Here is a 14,505-nt window from a genome sequence, read left to right as displayed (position 1 = left end):
CCTCTTGCGCTTACATATGGAGAGCCCGCCCGTAAGCATCGAGCACGCTTTCATGCATCATTTCTGACAAAGTCGGATGCGGGAAGACGGTTTGCATCAGCTCTTCCTCGGTTGTCTCCAGCGTTTTGCCCACGGTATAACCCTGGATCAGTTCGGTCACTTCGGCGCCCACCATATGCGCGCCCAAAAGCTCGCCTGTGCCTGCATCAAAGACGGTTTTGATAAAGCCTTCTGCTTCGCCCAGCGCGATGGCTTTGCCATTGCCGATAAAGGGGAAATTGCCGACCTTAATGTCCAGACCAGCATCGCGCGCCGCGGCCTCTGTCATGCCGACGCTGGCGACTTGCGGATGGCAATAGGTGCAGCCGGGTATCGCATCGCGGTTGAGCGGATGGGGATGCACATCTTTGTTGCCAAGCTCCTGCGCAATCGCTTCGGCGCAGGTCACCCCTTCGTGGCTGGCTTTGTGCGCCAGCCACGGGCCGGGCGTGCAATCGCCAATGGCCCAAAGGCCCGCCGTTTTGGTGCGGCCATACGGGTCAATCTGGATGAAGCCGCGATCCATTTCCGCCAGTGCATCTATCCCGATATTTTCGGTGTTAGGCTGAATGCCGATAGCGGTGATGACGTGGCTGTATTCAGCCGTCTCCACCGCGCCTTTGGCATCCTTGATCGTGGCTTTGACGCTTTTGCCGCCGACCTCAATCCCTTCGACCCCTGCGCCGGTCATGATGGTTATGCCCTGTTTCTTGAGCGATTTGGCAAGGAAGGTGGAAACGTCAGCATCCTCAACTGGGACGATCCGGTCCAGCATCTCTACCACGGTCACATCGGCGCCCATATCGTTGTAGAAGCTTGCAAACTCGATCCCGATTGCGCCTGATCCGATCACCAGCAGCTTTGTGGGCATCTCGCCCGGCACCATCGCATGGCGATAGGTCCACACGCGCTTTCCATCGGCAGGTGCAAACGGCAGATCGCGCGCTCGTGCGCCTGTAGCCACGATTACGTGCTTTGCGCTGAGTGTCTGAGTGCCTTTGTCCGATGTCACCTCAAGGGTGGTTGGCCCGGTCAGCTTGCCCTCGCCCATGTGGACGGTGACCTTGTTCTTCTTCATCAGGTGGGCGACCCCCTGATTGAGCTGTTTGGCCACCCCGCGAGAGCGTTTGACGATAGCGTCCAGATCCGCCTCAATCGCGCCTGCGACTTTCAAGCCGTAATTTGCCGCATTGTCCATATAGTGCTTGATCTCAGCCGAGCGCAGCAGCGCTTTGGTCGGGATACAGCCCCAGTTGAGGCAGATGCCCCCCAGGTTCTCGCGCTCAACAATGGCGGCTTTCAGGCCCAATTGCGCGGCCCGGATGGCAGCCACATAGCCGCCCGGCCCAGAGCCAAGCACGATTACGTCATATTGGGTTTCAGCCATGGTGTGATCCTGTTTCAGAGGGGAGGAGGAGAGGATGAAAGAAGAGACATGGACCGCATGTTACACGGTCCTGGGGAGAAAGAAGGGAGCGCGCAGCCCCGCGCGTTTCGCGCATATTTGCGGCGGGCAACAGGCGGCAGGAAATGAACGCAGAACACTGCGCCCCTATGCCCCAAACCCGCGCCTGTAGGAAAGCGGTCCATACGCCGTTCAGCCTGCCAAATGCTCGACAAAATATTTGTGAACCCAGCCATATCGGCACGGGCCGCGATATGCCCCGACAAAAGCAGACGGCGTGCCCGTGCCGCAATCAGCCAGATCATCGCCCGGCTTTTGATAGACGACGCCGTACCAATCGCCATGCATATCGCACAAAGTCAGTCGGTTGCCATTCAGCAGCCGGTCGCGTTCTTTCGAAGCGGTGCCGGGCGCAATCCGAACGCTCAAAAACCCATCGCCGCCGCGGGTAAGGCCGTGTACTTGACCCATGCTGGAACACGCATCGAAATCAGGTCCGTCATACCCGACCATGACAAGCCGCTCGCCAGTTTCGAAATCGGCAGAGGCGCTGACAAGGCCGGGCATCGCAAGGGCAAATGCTGCGATAGCGGCCAGCAAACCTGCCCGCATCACACCACCAGCCCCAGCGGATTTTCGCACAATTGCTTGATAGCTTCCATCAATTGCGCGCCTTCTGCGCCGTCGATTGCGCGGTGGTCAAAGCTGCCCGATGCGTGGAGCACGGTGGCGGGCTTGATCTCTCCATCCACCACGTAGGGCTGCTGTTGTCCTGCCCCAACCGCCAGGATCATCCCTTGCGGCGGATTGATGACAGCATCGAACTGCTTGATGCCGAACATGCCCAGATTGGAGAGGCTGGCCGTGCCGCCCTGATATTCGTGCGGGAGCAATTTGCCATCGCGCGCTTTTCCGGCAAGCGTCTTCATCTCCTGCGATATCACCGCAAGGCTTTTGGTATCGGCCTCGGTGATGACAGGTGTGATCAGCCCCGAAGGCGCAGCCACAGCAACCGAGACATCGGCGCGGGTATAGCGGCGCATGGTATCGCCATGGAAACTGACATTGCATTGCGGCACCCGGATGAGCGCGCGGGCGAGCGCTTTGATCAGCAGATCGTTGACCGACAGCTTCACCCCGTCCGCTTCAAGCGAGGCGTTCAATTGTTTGCGCAAGGCAAGCAGCGGATCAAGATGGATGTCGATGGTGAGGTAGTAATGCGGAACGGTTTGCTTGCTCTCGGTCAGGCGGCGGGCAATGACTTTGCGCACGCCTGAGACTTTCTCTTCCTCGAACGGCGCGCCGTGATCTGGCACTTGCGTGGCAGGCGCTGGAGTGGAAGCAGGTGCAGCCTCGCTGGCAGCAGGAGCAGGCGCGGATGCGGGATCGAAATTTTCCACATCGGCTTTCACAATGCGGCCATTCGGACCAGATCCGCTAACGGCAGACAGGTCGATGCCCTTTTGTCCCGCAATGCGTTTGGCAAGCGGGGATGCGATGATGCGGCCACCATCTGAAGATGCCGTGGCCTGAGCGGGTGCCGAAGAAGGGGCTGGCGCTGGCGCAGGTGATCCGCCCCCTTGCTCAATCGCGCTCTCCACATCGCCTTTGGTGATTTTGCCTTTGGGGCCAGTTCCGGTGATCTGCGCCAGATCTATCCCGTTTGCCTCTGCCAATTTGCGCGCAGTGGGCGATGCGGAGGGCGCGTCGCTGGCGGCGCTCGCTGGTGCAGGAGTTGGAGCAGGCGTTGGAGCCGGAGCCGGCGCAGGTGCAGACCCCGAACCACCGGCTGCCGCTACCGCTTCCACATCTTCGCCGTCTTCGGCCAGCATCGCAATTACCGCGCCGACTTTCACATTCTCTGTGCCCTCTTCGATCAGCACCGATGCCAGCACGCCTTCATCGACCGCTTCAAATTCCATGGTCGCCTTGTCGGTCTCAATCTCAGCCATGATATCGCCGGACGATATTGGATCGCCGACTTTGACCAGCCATTTGGCCAGTGTCCCTTCTTCCATGGTTGGCGAGAGGGCAGGCATTTTGAGTTCGATAGGCATAGGCGGCAAAAATCCTTGTATCCCGGGGAGGTGATGGGTGTGTCGCTCCCGTTTTAAGGCCTCGCGCCAAGGGAGCAAGCGTTCGATTGTTTTGCAATTGATTAGTTTGGTGGTAGCGCATGTACCACGTTATGCGCACATTCCTTGTGGTCATCGATGAAACGGAAGAAGCCCGCTCGGCTTTGCGCTTTGCCGCCCGGCGCGCGGTGAGCGTTGGTGGCGCGGTGCAGATCCTCGCTTTGGTGCCTCAGCAGAATTTCAGCGCCTTTGGCGCAGTGCAGGCGACAATCGAACAAGAAGCCCGCGACCGGGCCGAAATGCTCGCCCACGGTGTGGCAGGCAATCTGCTTGTGGAAAGCGGGATCATGCCTGCGATTGATGTCAAATCGGGCAATGGCCAAAAACTGGTGAGCGAATTTCTCGCCGCCCATGAAGAGGTTGCCGCGCTGGTACTCGGAGCGGCCAAAGGCAGCAATCCCGGCCCGCTGGTCACGCATTTTTCGGCCAATGCCGGGACCCTGCCCTGCCCGCTTTATGTGATCCCGCATGATTATGACGAGAAAGACAGCGACCATCTTGCCTGAACGGGGCGGTTCAGGGCCGGATTACTTGCGCCGGCCCTGATGGCGGATATTGCCGGGCCGCCCGCGTTTTCCGGTGGCGAACTTGCCCGCTTTTTTGGGGCCGCCTCTTGGCCCGCCGCCCCGCGAACCCCCACGCCGTGATCCGCGATCCGAGCGTCCGCCGCGCACTTCTACCGCATTGCCATCTGCATCCACCGGCACAAATTTGAGCGCTCCTGTCAGCGCATTCGCTTCGGCAAGGTTCAGCTTTAATCGGTCGCCCGCCGCATAGCGGGTGCCGCTGTCTTCCCCGATCAAAGCTTGCGCTGCTTCATCGTGGCGGAAATATTCATCACCCAATGTCGATATCGGCACCAGCCCGTCCCCGCCCATCCCTTCGATTGTGGCGAAAAAGCCAAAGCCCTGAACCCCGGTGATGCGCGTGTCGAAAGTCTCACCCACACGCCCCGATAGCCATGCCGCGACATAACGGTCGGTGGTATCCCTCTCTGCCTCCATTGCGCGGCGTTCGGTCTGGCTGATCGCGTCGGCAATTTCCTGAAGGCTTGCCCGGTCCTTGTCCGAAAGACCCGTTTTACGCGGCATTTCGTTGCCGGGCGCAGGCTGTTCAAGGCCATAAGCATCCACCAAAGCGCGGTGCACCAGCAAATCGGCATAGCGGCGAATGGGCGATGTGAAATGCGCATACGACCCCAGCGCCAGGCCGAAATGCCCCGCATTGGCCGGGCCGTAATAGGCCTGCATCTGGCTGCGCAGCACCGCTTCCATCACTTGCGGCTTTTCCGCCTCGTCGCTGATATCTTTCAGCATGGCGTTGAACAGGCCCGGCGTTATCACCTGACCCAGAGCCAGTTTTTTGCCCATCGTGCCCAGATATTCGCGCAGAGCAATCAGCTTTTCGCGCGCGGGCACTTCGTGCACGCGGTAAACAACCGGCGCGTTCTTCGCCTCCAGCGCTTTGGCCGCAGCAACATTGGCTGCAATCATGAAATCTTCGACCACGCGGTGCGCATCAAGCCGTTCGCGCACCGCAATCTCGGTGATCTGTCCTTCATCATTCAATTGAACGCGGCGTTCCGGCAAATCAAGATCGAGCGGATCACGCTTCGCCCGCGCGGCGGCGAGCGCTTTCCATGCCTCCCACAGATTCGCCAGATATTCGGGCGGACCGCCTGCATCAATCGCGCTTTGGGCATCTTCATAAGCGATATTGTGATGGATACGCACCAGCGCGCGCGTAAAGCGGTACGCGGTAACTTTGCCTTCGCCGCTGATTTTGAGATGGCACGCCATGGCCGCGCGGTCTTCGTGTTCGCGCAGGGAACACATATCCGCCGACAAGAGTTCGGGCAGCATGGGCACGACCCGGTCGGGGAAATAGACCGAATTGCCGCGTTTGCGCGCCTCCTTGTCGAGCGCGGATCCGGGGCGCACGTAAAAGCTGACATCAGCAATCGCGACCAGTGCATTGAACCCGCCTTCGCCATCAGGCTCTGCCCAGATCGCATCATCGTGATCGCGCGCATCGGCCGGATCAATCGCCACGATGGGCAATGCGCGCAGGTCTTCGCGTTTTTCTTCGCTGAGAGTGAGGTCAGCTGCCGCGCCCGCTTCGTCGATCACTTTTTGCGGGAAGATGTGCGGGATGCCGTGTTTGGCGATGGCAATCAGGCTGAAGCTTTTGGGCGCAAGCGGATCGCCGATCACTTCGATCACTTTGACGCCGGCGCGCTCTGATCGGCCCATGCGTTCGGCCAGGACCAATTGACCTTCTTCGGCTTCTCCCAGATCGTTTATCCGGGCCGAATGCCGCACCCGTTTATCAACCGGGGCAAGCCATGCGGTGTTGCTTTTGTCGATCTCAACCACGCCCATCAACCCTTCGGTGCGGGCGGGCAGTTTCTTGATCGGCTGCGCGATCCAGCCACCGGGCGTTTCTTCGGTCCGGGCAAGCACGCGGTCGCCTTTTTTGAGAGCAGCAGCGCCGCGTCCGCTGCGTCCTTTGCCCTCTTTGACGATCAAACGAGGCGGCTTGCCGGGTGCTTCAGGATCCCAATTGTCAGGCTGCGCAACAGGCTCGCCGTCTTCAATCTCAATGACGCGCAGCACCGTCACCTTGGGCACGCCGCCCATGCGGTGAAAGGCGGATTTGCTCCCGTCGATCAGGCCTTCCTCGGCCATATCCTTGAGCAAGCGTTTGAGCGCGATCTTTTCCTGACCTTTGACGCCAAAGGCTTTGGCAATCTCTCGCTTGCCTGCCGGAATGTCGGATGTCTGGATGAATTCCAGAACCTGCTTTTTGGTGGGCAGGCCCTGGGGCTGTTTTGCATTTGAGCGTTTTGTTTTTGCCATTGCGCGCGCCTTAGCCGCTCGCCGCCTCGCTGTCGATTAGCGCAGGCCTGACAAAGCCCAAAGCCCGCTCAATCCTTAGTCGGCAGCAACCCGCCAACGATAATGACGAGATAGCCGATCCAGCCAATCAGGCTCCACCCGGCGGTGGATGCCGTCATCGCATTCATCGCTTCAAGATCGCCGCTGGCCATCACTTCGGCCATTTCCTCCACCATTGTGATGCTGAAGTATACGCTGACCAGAGTTGCGATAATCGGGATCACGACCAGCACGGGCGGCAGGCCTGCATCGCGCAAACGGCGGATGAATGTCGCAGCAATTGCCGCCATGCCAAGGATCGAGATGCCTGCGCTGATCCATGTCTGAATGCCCAGCGAGCCCGCCATCGACTGCATTATCTCAACCTCGATCTGATCCGGATCGCCCCCTGCCGATACCGACTGAAACGCGCCTGCCATGGACGACGCTGTAAACACCATGCTGGAGGCGATGCTGACTATCACGCTGACGATTACAACGGCCAGAACCCACCACCAGAATGTCGCACGCGCATCGCGTCCATCAAAATTGGTGAGATTGGCAAGACAGTGTTTGACGGCATCGCCCATGATATTTCCCCCTGATTAAACTCAATATGCCCGAGCGATGAGAATGCGTTCCACAGCAGGTTCGCCAGTAAAGATGCACGCGCCGTCCGCAGGCGCCGCATCGCGCGGGACATTGCGAAAGGTCAGCTTCATCGCTTTCAATTGCTCGACGACTTTTTCAAGGCCTGCGCCTGCCGGCCTGCACCATTGGACCTCGATCCAACCGGGATATCTCGTATTGCCCGCATAAAACGCCTCAACCTCGGCCCAGTCGGTGACCCCGCGCGTGATATTGGCATCGCGGCGCGCGGCAGCTTCGCTAAACAAGGCGGTCTGAATATCGGCGAGCATATCAGGCGCAGCGGCGGCAAATTCATCGCGCGGCGTGAAAGCCATATTGGGCTTGCCATTGTCCACGTTCCACAATTGATCGCGGCGCAGCACGGCGACTTTCGCGTTTTCCATATCGCGCGGGCCGACCTCGATGATGATCGGCGCGCCTTTGCGCACCCAGTCCCAGCGTTTGGCAGACGCTTTGCCCGGCGTCTTGTCGAGCAATACCCGCAGCGGCTCACCCAAAGCAGACTGCGATGCGAGCGAGGCGCGCACTTCCTCGCAATAGGCCAGCACAGCTTCGTCTTCAGGCTTGTCGCGCAGCATGGGCAGGATCACGATCTGATGCGGAGCAATGCGCGGGGGCACGCGCAGCCCATCATCATCGCCGTGGGTCATGATAACCCCGCCAATCATCCGGGTCGAAACGCCCCAGCTGGTGGTGTGCGCGTGTTGCTGAGTGCCTTCGCGGTCCTGGTATTGAATGCCCGCTGCATGCGCGAAATTGGTGCCGAGATAATGCGACGTGCCCGCTTGCAAGGCTTTACCGTCCTGCATCATCGCTTCGATTGACCATGTTTCGACCGCGCCGGGAAACCGTTCATTCTCTGGCTTTTCGCCCGCAATCACAGGCAGCGCCAAATCTTCTTCAGCGCACGCCCGGTACATTTCCAGAGCGCGCTCGGTTTCGGCCTTGGCATCATCCGCATTTGCGTGGGCGGTGTGCCCTTCCTGCCAGAGGAATTCGGATGTGCGCAAAAACATCCGCGTGCGCATTTCCCAGCGCACCACATTGGCCCATTGGTTGAGCATAAGCGGCAGATCGCGCCAGCTTTGCACCCAGCGCGCCATCGCATCGCCGATAATGGTTTCAGACGTTGGCCGCACAACCAGCGGCTCTTCCAGCTTGGCCTCTGGATCGGGGATCAGGCCCCCTTCCCCATCGGCAATCAGGCGGTGATGCGTGACAACCGCCATTTCCTTGGCAAAACCTTCGACATGGTCAGCTTCGCGTTCGAAATTGGCCAGCGGGATGAAAATCGGGAAATAGACGTTTTGCACGCCCGCCGCTTTGATCCTGTCATCCAGCAAGCGCTGCACGCGTTCCCAGATTCCGTAACCCCACGGCTTTATCACCATGCAGCCGCGCACACCCGATTCCTCGGCCATGTCAGCAGCCGAGATGATTTCCTGATACCATTTCGCGAAATCGTCTTCGCGCTTTACGGTCAAAGCGTGGCGGATATTGGACACGGGTAATTCCTGCTTAAATCTGGCCGATGGGGTGTGCGCGGGCGCGCTTGGCGTTATTTGCCCAGCTCGTCCAGCTTCTTTTGCATGGCGGCCATCTGATCGCGCAATGCCGCGATTTCATCGGGCGCAGCGTCTGGCTTGTTCGCTTCACGCTTGGTCGCAGCGCCCGCGCCGGGAATGAGGGTTTCTGCTGCGGCGCGCATCATCGCCATATTGGTTTCGTGGATGGCGGCGATTGGGTTGGCGCTCATGCCTTTTTCGAACGCTTCGCGGATCTTGCCCTGATTGTCGCGGAAATTGGCCATGCTCGCTTCGAGATAAGACGGCATCAGGCCCTGCATCGAATTGCCATACATTCCGATCAATTGGCGCAGGAAACTGACAGGCAGCATCTGTTCGCCATTAGCCTCTTCATCCATGATGATCTGAGTAAGGATCGAATGGGTGATGTCGTCGCCCGATTTCGCATCCACGACCTGAAATTCGACATTGTCGCGCACCATCGTCGCCAGATCATCAAGCGTGATGTAGCTCGATGAGCTGGTGTTGTAGAGCCGCCGATTGGCGTATTTCTTGATGATGATGCCGCCATCGGCATTGTCTGATTTCTTTGCCATGCTGATCCCTGTTCTGTTCGTTATGCTGCGTTTAGCACCTGCACAATGTGCAGCGCAACATATTGCTCAGATCGTGGAAAATCGCGCACCAAGTGTGGTCAACAATTCGTATTGCGACAGGCCGCTTTGCTGCGCAGCATTGGGAAGGTCAAAGGGCGCGCTCAGCCAGTCGCCTGCAACAAGATCGCCCGCGCCGGTTAGGTCGATTACGATCATATCCATCGAAACCCTGCCGATGATCGGCAGCGCGGTTTCGCCGTGCAGCATGTGATTGCGCGGGCCCCGAGCGCGCAAAAACCCATCGGCATATCCGAGCGATACGGTGGCCGTTTTTGTCGGACGCTTTGCTGTAAACTGGGCATTGTATCCCACGCTTTCACCCGCCTCAATTGTGCGGGTCTGAAGGATCGCGGCCTCAACATAAGCGACCTGTTTGATCACACCTTCCAGCTCTCCGCGCGGCACCCCGCCATACAGCGCAATGCCGGGCCGGGTGAGGTCAAAGGCGTATTCCCTGCCCAGCGCGATGCCCGCGCTGTTCGCAAGACTGGCAGCGCGGTGCGTTACTTTTGAGCGCGCCGAATTGAACCGCTCCAATTGCGCGGCGTTCATCGCATTGTCCTCATCCGCGCAGGCAAGGTGCGAGAGCAGCGTATCGACTTCAAGCACATGGATACGCGGATCGGAAAGCTCATCCAAAGATACGCCGAGCCGGTTGATGCCCGTATCCACCATCAGATGACAACGCCCGCCGCCAGCCTCTTGCCAAACCTGCGCCTGATGCAGCGAATTGATAACCGGCAGCGTTCCTACCGCGCGCGCGTAATCCGCCTCTGCCGCGTTCAATACGCCGTGCAGCACTGCGATTTGGTCCGCAGGCACATGCGCGGCGACCGGCGCCACTTCCCCCCAATGCGCGACGAAAAACGCATCGCACCCGGCATCGCGCAAGGCGGGCACGCAAATATCCACGCCCAGACCATAGCAATCCGCCTTGACTGCCGCCCCTGCTTTTGCCCCCGCGCCAGACATCGCATTAAGCGCGCGCCAGTTCGCGGCCAGCGCGCTTGTATCAATCCTCAGCCCTAACGTGGGATCAGGCGGGGTCATGTGGCCGGATTGTCTTCAAAATCTTTCGGAGGGCCGCTGGGCAGCCCCCACCACGCAACCAGCACGCCAAATCCGACAACCACCCATGTGTACCACAGGCCCGAATAGACATTGCCTGTGCTCGCCACGATAATACCCGATATCAGCGGCAGGAACCCGCCGAGATACCCTGCCCCGATGTGATAAGGGATGGACATGGAAGAATAACGGATTTTGGGCGGAAACATCTCTGACAGCAAAGCGGCAACCGACCCATATGTCAGCGCCGAAAGGAACCCGAGCACCGACAGGATCGCGATAATACCAAGAATGCTCATCGCTGGCGGCACTTGGCGGGTAAAGTCAAACCCGGCATCTCCCAAGGCGGCCTGAATGCCATCGGTGCGCGCTGCGGAATTGTCCATCCAATCTTCGCCAATGGCAATCGGATTGCCGCCTACGGTAATGCCCAATTCGCCGCCCGGCTCCAGCGTATAGGCAACGCCGCTTGCAGTGAGAGCGCCAAGTATTTTGCCGCAATCGGTTTGCTGCCGGTCGAACAATTCGGCAAAGGGATCGGTGACGCAGTCCTCGCCCGTCACCACCACCGGATTGCGCTCGGCCGCTTCGGCAAGGCCCGGATTGGCAAGACTGCCCATGGTCCAGAACAGCGGGAACAACAGCGCCAAAGTGGCAAGCGCGCCGATGATGATCGGTTTCTTGCGGCCCACCCGGTCCGACCATTTGCCCACGATTATATAGAACCCCAACGATATCGCGCCGGCTGCCAGCAGGATCAGCTCAACCGTCAATTCATCCAGACGCATATCGCCTTTGAGGAAGGACAGGCTGGAGAAAAACGCGGTGTACCAGATCGTCGTCAAAATGCCTGTGACACCGAACAGCGCGATAAAGATACGCTTGGGATTGCCGGGATAGGTGAAGCTTTCGACAAATGGATTGCCAGCGGTCTCGCCCGCTTCCTTCATCGCTTTGAACACCGGGCTTTCCGACAGTTTGAACCGCATCCACAGCGATATCGCCAGCAGCGCAATCGAGAGCAGGAACGGCACGCGCCAGCCCCAAGCGTTGAAATCATCTTCGGGAATGATCGCGCGGCAGGCGAGCACCACGATGATCGACAGCACAAATCCGCCCGCGACACTCGCCTGAATAAAGCTGGTGTAAAACCCGCGTTTGTCTGGCGGGGCGTGTTCAGCGACATAAATCGCAGCCCCGCCATATTCTCCGCCCAGCGCGAGGCCCTGAAGCACCCGCAGGATGATGACGATAATCGGGGCGACCACTCCGATTTGATCAACAGTGGGAATAAAGCCCACCCCGGCGGTTGCGATGCCCATCAAAGTGACAGTCACCAGAAACGTGTATTTGCGCCCCAGCTTATCCCCCAGAAAGCCAAACAGGATCGCGCCAATGGGACGAAACGCGAAACCTACGGCAAAAGTCGACCACACCAGCAGCAGGCCCAATGTGGGATCGTCCACATCGTAAAACGCATCTTTCAAAATATAAGCGAGCGTTCCGTAGATAAAGAAATCATACCATTCAAAAATGGTGCCCGCAGATGATGCGCCGACAACCAGGCGGATTTCGCTGGCGCTCGGCTGACGCGCAGCAAGCGCGGCTGCATCGCTGGTTTGTGATGTGTTTTCCATGGATGTCCCCATCTCCATTGGCCAAATATCAGGCGGCTTTTTCGCCATTTGATATGCGCCTTAGCCTGAGCGCGGGGGTGAGGAAAGCGCTTGATGTGCGGCTGTCCATGCAATGAGCAAAGCGCCGTGGCGGCCTGTGTGCGGCAAAACCTGCTCAAGCGCGTCAAATCCTGGCCAATCGGGCAGCGGACCATTGCCGCCAAGCCATTGCTCAATCGCGCTCCGAGCCGCCGTAATATCATCAAGGCCGCGCCCCTGCGCCCCGCCTGCAAGGATTGCGGCCGACGCTTGCCCGATTGCGCAAGCGGTTACCGCCATGCCGGTGCGCACAATGCGTCCCTGTGCATCGGCTGAAAAACTGACCCGGATTGAACTGCCGCACGTGCGCGATTGCGCGGCGCCTTGATAGGCGGCGGTTTCATCGAGCGGGTGATGATAAAGCGCGGCAGCAAGACCGAGAAGACGCGGCGTATACAGTTTGGTGGCAGGCGAAACGCTCATTCGCTGTCTTGTGCGCGCGCTTCCGCTTCCCCGCGCAAAACCGCGCGGCGTTCGTCAATCAGGCCTACAAGCTGGCGTGAAAACGCGTCGGCTGCCTGATAGGTACGCGCGCTCGTGATCCACGTTGGACGGCCCTGATAGCCCCAAACCGTATCAAAGCCGAGCACCAGCACCGAAAAGGCGAACACAACAATCAGCGCGCCCTTAACCGCGCCAAATCCAAATCCAAGCACACGGTCAATCGGGCCAAGGATCGAATTGCGCGATGCCTCACCCGCATTGTTCGCAATCAATTTCATCGCGGCATAGGGGATCAGCAGCAGCAGCGCGAAAGCCAGAATAGAAGTCGCCGGGTCCGCATCGTAAAACTGGCGCAATTGCTCTGTCAGCGGGGTGTGCAGATAATAGATCGAGAACGCCGCCAATATCCAGGCGGCGAGCGAGAGCACTTCCTGCACCAATCCGCGCAGGAAACCGCCAATCGCGGCAACCCCGACAATTAACAAAACAAGTGCATCAAAGCCCGCCATAACTTCCCCGATTACGCTGCTTTTCCATCCGTCACTGCCGCAGCTTCAAAGCCCCGATTATGCAGGAGCCATCACCTGGTCAACGAGGTTCGCCAATTGAGCAACACCGTTATAATTTAGTGAAGATGAATGAACCTTTGAACCCGTCGGCCCATATCCGCGCAAAAATCCGAGTTTAGCCGCCTCTTTCAAGCGCAGATCGGAATGGGAAACGGGGCGAATCTCCCCCGCCAAAGACACCTCGCCAAACCACACCGATTTATCGGGCAACGGTTTATCCGCCAGAGCCGATATGAGAGCAGAGGCCACCGCCAGATCGGCAGCCGGGTCTGACAGCCGGTATCCGCCTGCAATGTTGAGATAGACCTCCGCTGATGAAAAGTTCAGCCCGCAGCGAGATTCGAGCACAGCAAGCAGCATCGCAAGCCGGCCATTATCCCACCCCACCACCGCGCGGCGCGGGGTTGCGCCTGATTGCAATCGTACAATCAGCGCCTGTATCTCAACAAGGACAGGCCGCGTGCCTTCCAATGCGGGGAAAACGCTGCTGCCTGCCAGCGGCGCATCGCGCCCTGAGAGGAACAGCATCGAAGGGTTCGCGACCTCTTCCAGCCCCTCGCTCGCCATTGAGAACACGCCAATTTCATCGACCGCGCCAAACCGGTTTTTGAGCGCGCGCAAGATGCGGTATTGATGTGACCGTTCGCCTTCGAAACTCATGACGACATCGACCATATGTTCGAGCACGCGCGGGCCAGCAATGCTGCCATCCTTGGTCACATGGCCGACCAGAAACAGCGCGGTGCCGTGTTCCTTGGCATAGCGGATAAGTTCCAGCGCGCATCCGCGCACCTGGCTGACAGTGCCCGGCGCGCCTTCGATTGTGTCGGAATGCATGGTTTGAATGGAATCGATGACCAGTAGCGCAGGCGGCGGCCCGCTTCCAAGTGTGGTCAGAATATCGCGCACCGATGTGTCAGATGCGAGGCGAATGGGCGCATCGGCAACGCCCAGACGAGTGGCGCGCAGGCGCACCTGGCCCGCAGCCTCTTCCCCGCTGACATAGACGACATCATTGCCGCCTTTTGCGATGGTGGCCGCGGTTTGCAGCAGCAGCGTTGATTTCCCAATCCCCGGATCGCCGCCCATCAGCACCGCTGAGCCCGGAACCAGACCCCCGCCCAGCGCGCGGTCAAATTCCGCCAGCCCGGTGGATTTGCGCACAGGCAATTCAGCCGGCTGATTAAGCGGCACAAATTCAAGCGAGCGCCCCCCGCGCGACAGATCATGCTTTTGCGAAAACACCGTAGCAGGCGCGTCTTCGATCAGAGTGTTCCACTCCCCGCAATCCCCGCATTGCCCCTGCCAGCGCGGCGAAACCGCCCCGCAGCTTTGACAGACATACCGTTTTTTCGCTTTGGCCATGCACAGGCTTTATCGAGAACAGAAGCTGAACGCAATTGCATCGCAGGGCGCTTTCC

Annotated in this window: 13 protein-coding genes; 1 reads left to right on the top strand and 12 read right to left on the bottom strand. The window is 59.2% G+C overall.

Annotated elements, in window-relative coordinates; all coding sequences use genetic code 11:
- Positions 1-10: 10 nt before the first annotated feature.
- The 3 genes from lpdA to AC0V6W_RS00670 form a co-directional block, all read right to left on the bottom strand.
- A complete protein-coding gene (lpdA, locus tag AC0V6W_RS00680; RefSeq protein ID WP_486146183.1) occupies positions 11-1,426 on the bottom strand; it encodes a dihydrolipoyl dehydrogenase in 1,416 nt (471 codons plus the stop codon).
- A 210-nt stretch (positions 1,427-1,636) separates the two neighbouring features.
- Entirely contained in the window at positions 1,637-2,059 is a 423-nt protein-coding gene (locus AC0V6W_RS00675; RefSeq protein ID WP_486146181.1) for a hypothetical protein, read from the bottom strand.
- Positions 2,056-3,501, bottom strand: a complete 1,446-nt coding sequence (locus AC0V6W_RS00670; protein WP_486146179.1) for a 2-oxo acid dehydrogenase subunit E2 — start codon at positions 3,499-3,501, stop codon at positions 2,056-2,058. Before AC0V6W_RS00670 ends, AC0V6W_RS00675 begins: the two co-directional genes overlap by 4 nt.
- 131 nt (positions 3,502-3,632) lie before the next feature.
- On the opposite strand from AC0V6W_RS00670, the gene AC0V6W_RS00665 reads away from it, so the two are divergent.
- On the top strand, positions 3,633-4,085 hold the full coding sequence (locus AC0V6W_RS00665; RefSeq protein WP_486151410.1) for a universal stress protein: 453 nt from the start codon (positions 3,633-3,635) through the stop codon (positions 4,083-4,085).
- Positions 4,086-4,106: 21 nt separating this feature from the next.
- On the opposite strand, the gene rnr is transcribed toward AC0V6W_RS00665, so the two are convergent.
- The 9 genes from rnr to radA form a co-directional block, all read right to left on the bottom strand.
- Complete coding sequence (gene rnr, locus AC0V6W_RS00660; RefSeq protein ID WP_486146177.1) at positions 4,107-6,437, bottom strand: ribonuclease R; 2,331 nt, start codon at positions 6,435-6,437, stop codon at positions 4,107-4,109.
- 68 nt (positions 6,438-6,505) lie between these two features.
- Positions 6,506-7,045 carry a DUF805 domain-containing protein gene (locus tag AC0V6W_RS00655; protein ID WP_486146175.1) on the bottom strand — a complete coding sequence of 180 codons (540 nt, stop codon included), beginning with the start codon at positions 7,043-7,045 and terminating at the stop codon, positions 6,506-6,508.
- 21 nt (positions 7,046-7,066) lie between these two features.
- On the bottom strand, positions 7,067-8,611 hold the full coding sequence (gene proS, locus AC0V6W_RS00650) for a proline--tRNA ligase (RefSeq protein ID WP_486146173.1): 1,545 nt from the start codon (positions 8,609-8,611) through the stop codon (positions 7,067-7,069).
- Between the two features lie 53 nt (positions 8,612-8,664).
- Positions 8,665-9,228, bottom strand: coding sequence for a polyhydroxyalkanoate synthesis repressor PhaR (gene phaR / locus AC0V6W_RS00645; RefSeq protein WP_486146171.1), 564 nt, complete (start codon positions 9,226-9,228; stop codon positions 8,665-8,667).
- Positions 9,229-9,294: 66 nt separating this feature from the next.
- Positions 9,295-10,338 (bottom strand): alanine racemase, encoded by a 1,044-nt coding sequence (gene alr, locus AC0V6W_RS00640; RefSeq protein WP_486146169.1) that lies wholly within the window; start codon positions 10,336-10,338, stop codon positions 9,295-9,297.
- A complete protein-coding gene (locus tag AC0V6W_RS00635; protein ID WP_486146167.1) occupies positions 10,335-11,993 on the bottom strand; it encodes an MFS transporter in 1,659 nt (552 codons plus the stop codon). Before AC0V6W_RS00635 ends, alr begins: the two co-directional genes overlap by 4 nt.
- Before the next feature lie 60 nt (positions 11,994-12,053).
- Entirely contained in the window at positions 12,054-12,494 is a 441-nt protein-coding gene (locus AC0V6W_RS00630) for an iron-sulfur cluster assembly scaffold protein (protein ID WP_486146165.1), read from the bottom strand.
- On the bottom strand, positions 12,491-13,024 hold the full coding sequence (locus AC0V6W_RS00625) for a CvpA family protein (protein WP_486146163.1): 534 nt from the start codon (positions 13,022-13,024) through the stop codon (positions 12,491-12,493). Before AC0V6W_RS00625 ends, AC0V6W_RS00630 begins: the two co-directional genes overlap by 4 nt.
- A gap of 57 nt (positions 13,025-13,081) precedes the next feature.
- Positions 13,082-14,449 (bottom strand): DNA repair protein RadA, encoded by a 1,368-nt coding sequence (gene radA, locus AC0V6W_RS00620; protein WP_486146161.1) that lies wholly within the window; start codon positions 14,447-14,449, stop codon positions 13,082-13,084.
- Positions 14,450-14,505: the final 56 nt, after the last annotated feature.

Source organism: Erythrobacter sp. JB1-7, from assembly GCF_057365015.1.
This window is presented reverse-complemented; position numbering and strand designations above follow the sequence as displayed.

Bases quoted from the DNA above. Each gene is read 5' to 3' on its own strand.
- AC0V6W_RS00665 (WP_486151410.1), top strand. From the start codon at position 3,633: ATGCGCACATTCCTTGTGGTCATCGATGAAACGGAAGAAGCCCGCTCG.
- phaR (WP_486146171.1), bottom strand. From the start codon at position 9,228: ATGGCAAAGAAATCAGACAATGCCGATGGCGGCATCATCATCAAGAAA.
- rnr (WP_486146177.1), bottom strand. From the start codon at position 6,437: ATGGCAAAAACAAAACGCTCAAATGCAAAACAGCCCCAGGGCCTGCCC.
- AC0V6W_RS00635 (WP_486146167.1), bottom strand. From the start codon at position 11,993: ATGGAAAACACATCACAAACCAGCGATGCAGCCGCGCTTGCTGCGCGT.
- AC0V6W_RS00655 (WP_486146175.1), bottom strand. From the start codon at position 7,045: ATGGGCGATGCCGTCAAACACTGTCTTGCCAATCTCACCAATTTTGAT.
- alr (WP_486146169.1), bottom strand. From the start codon at position 10,338: ATGACCCCGCCTGATCCCACGTTAGGGCTGAGGATTGATACAAGCGCG.
- radA (WP_486146161.1), bottom strand. From the start codon at position 14,449: ATGGCCAAAGCGAAAAAACGGTATGTCTGTCAAAGCTGCGGGGCGGTT.
- lpdA (WP_486146183.1), bottom strand. From the start codon at position 1,426: ATGGCTGAAACCCAATATGACGTAATCGTGCTTGGCTCTGGGCCGGGC.
- AC0V6W_RS00625 (WP_486146163.1), bottom strand. From the start codon at position 13,024: ATGGCGGGCTTTGATGCACTTGTTTTGTTAATTGTCGGGGTTGCCGCG.
- AC0V6W_RS00630 (WP_486146165.1), bottom strand. From the start codon at position 12,494: ATGAGCGTTTCGCCTGCCACCAAACTGTATACGCCGCGTCTTCTCGGT.
- AC0V6W_RS00670 (WP_486146179.1), bottom strand. From the start codon at position 3,501: ATGCCTATCGAACTCAAAATGCCTGCCCTCTCGCCAACCATGGAAGAA.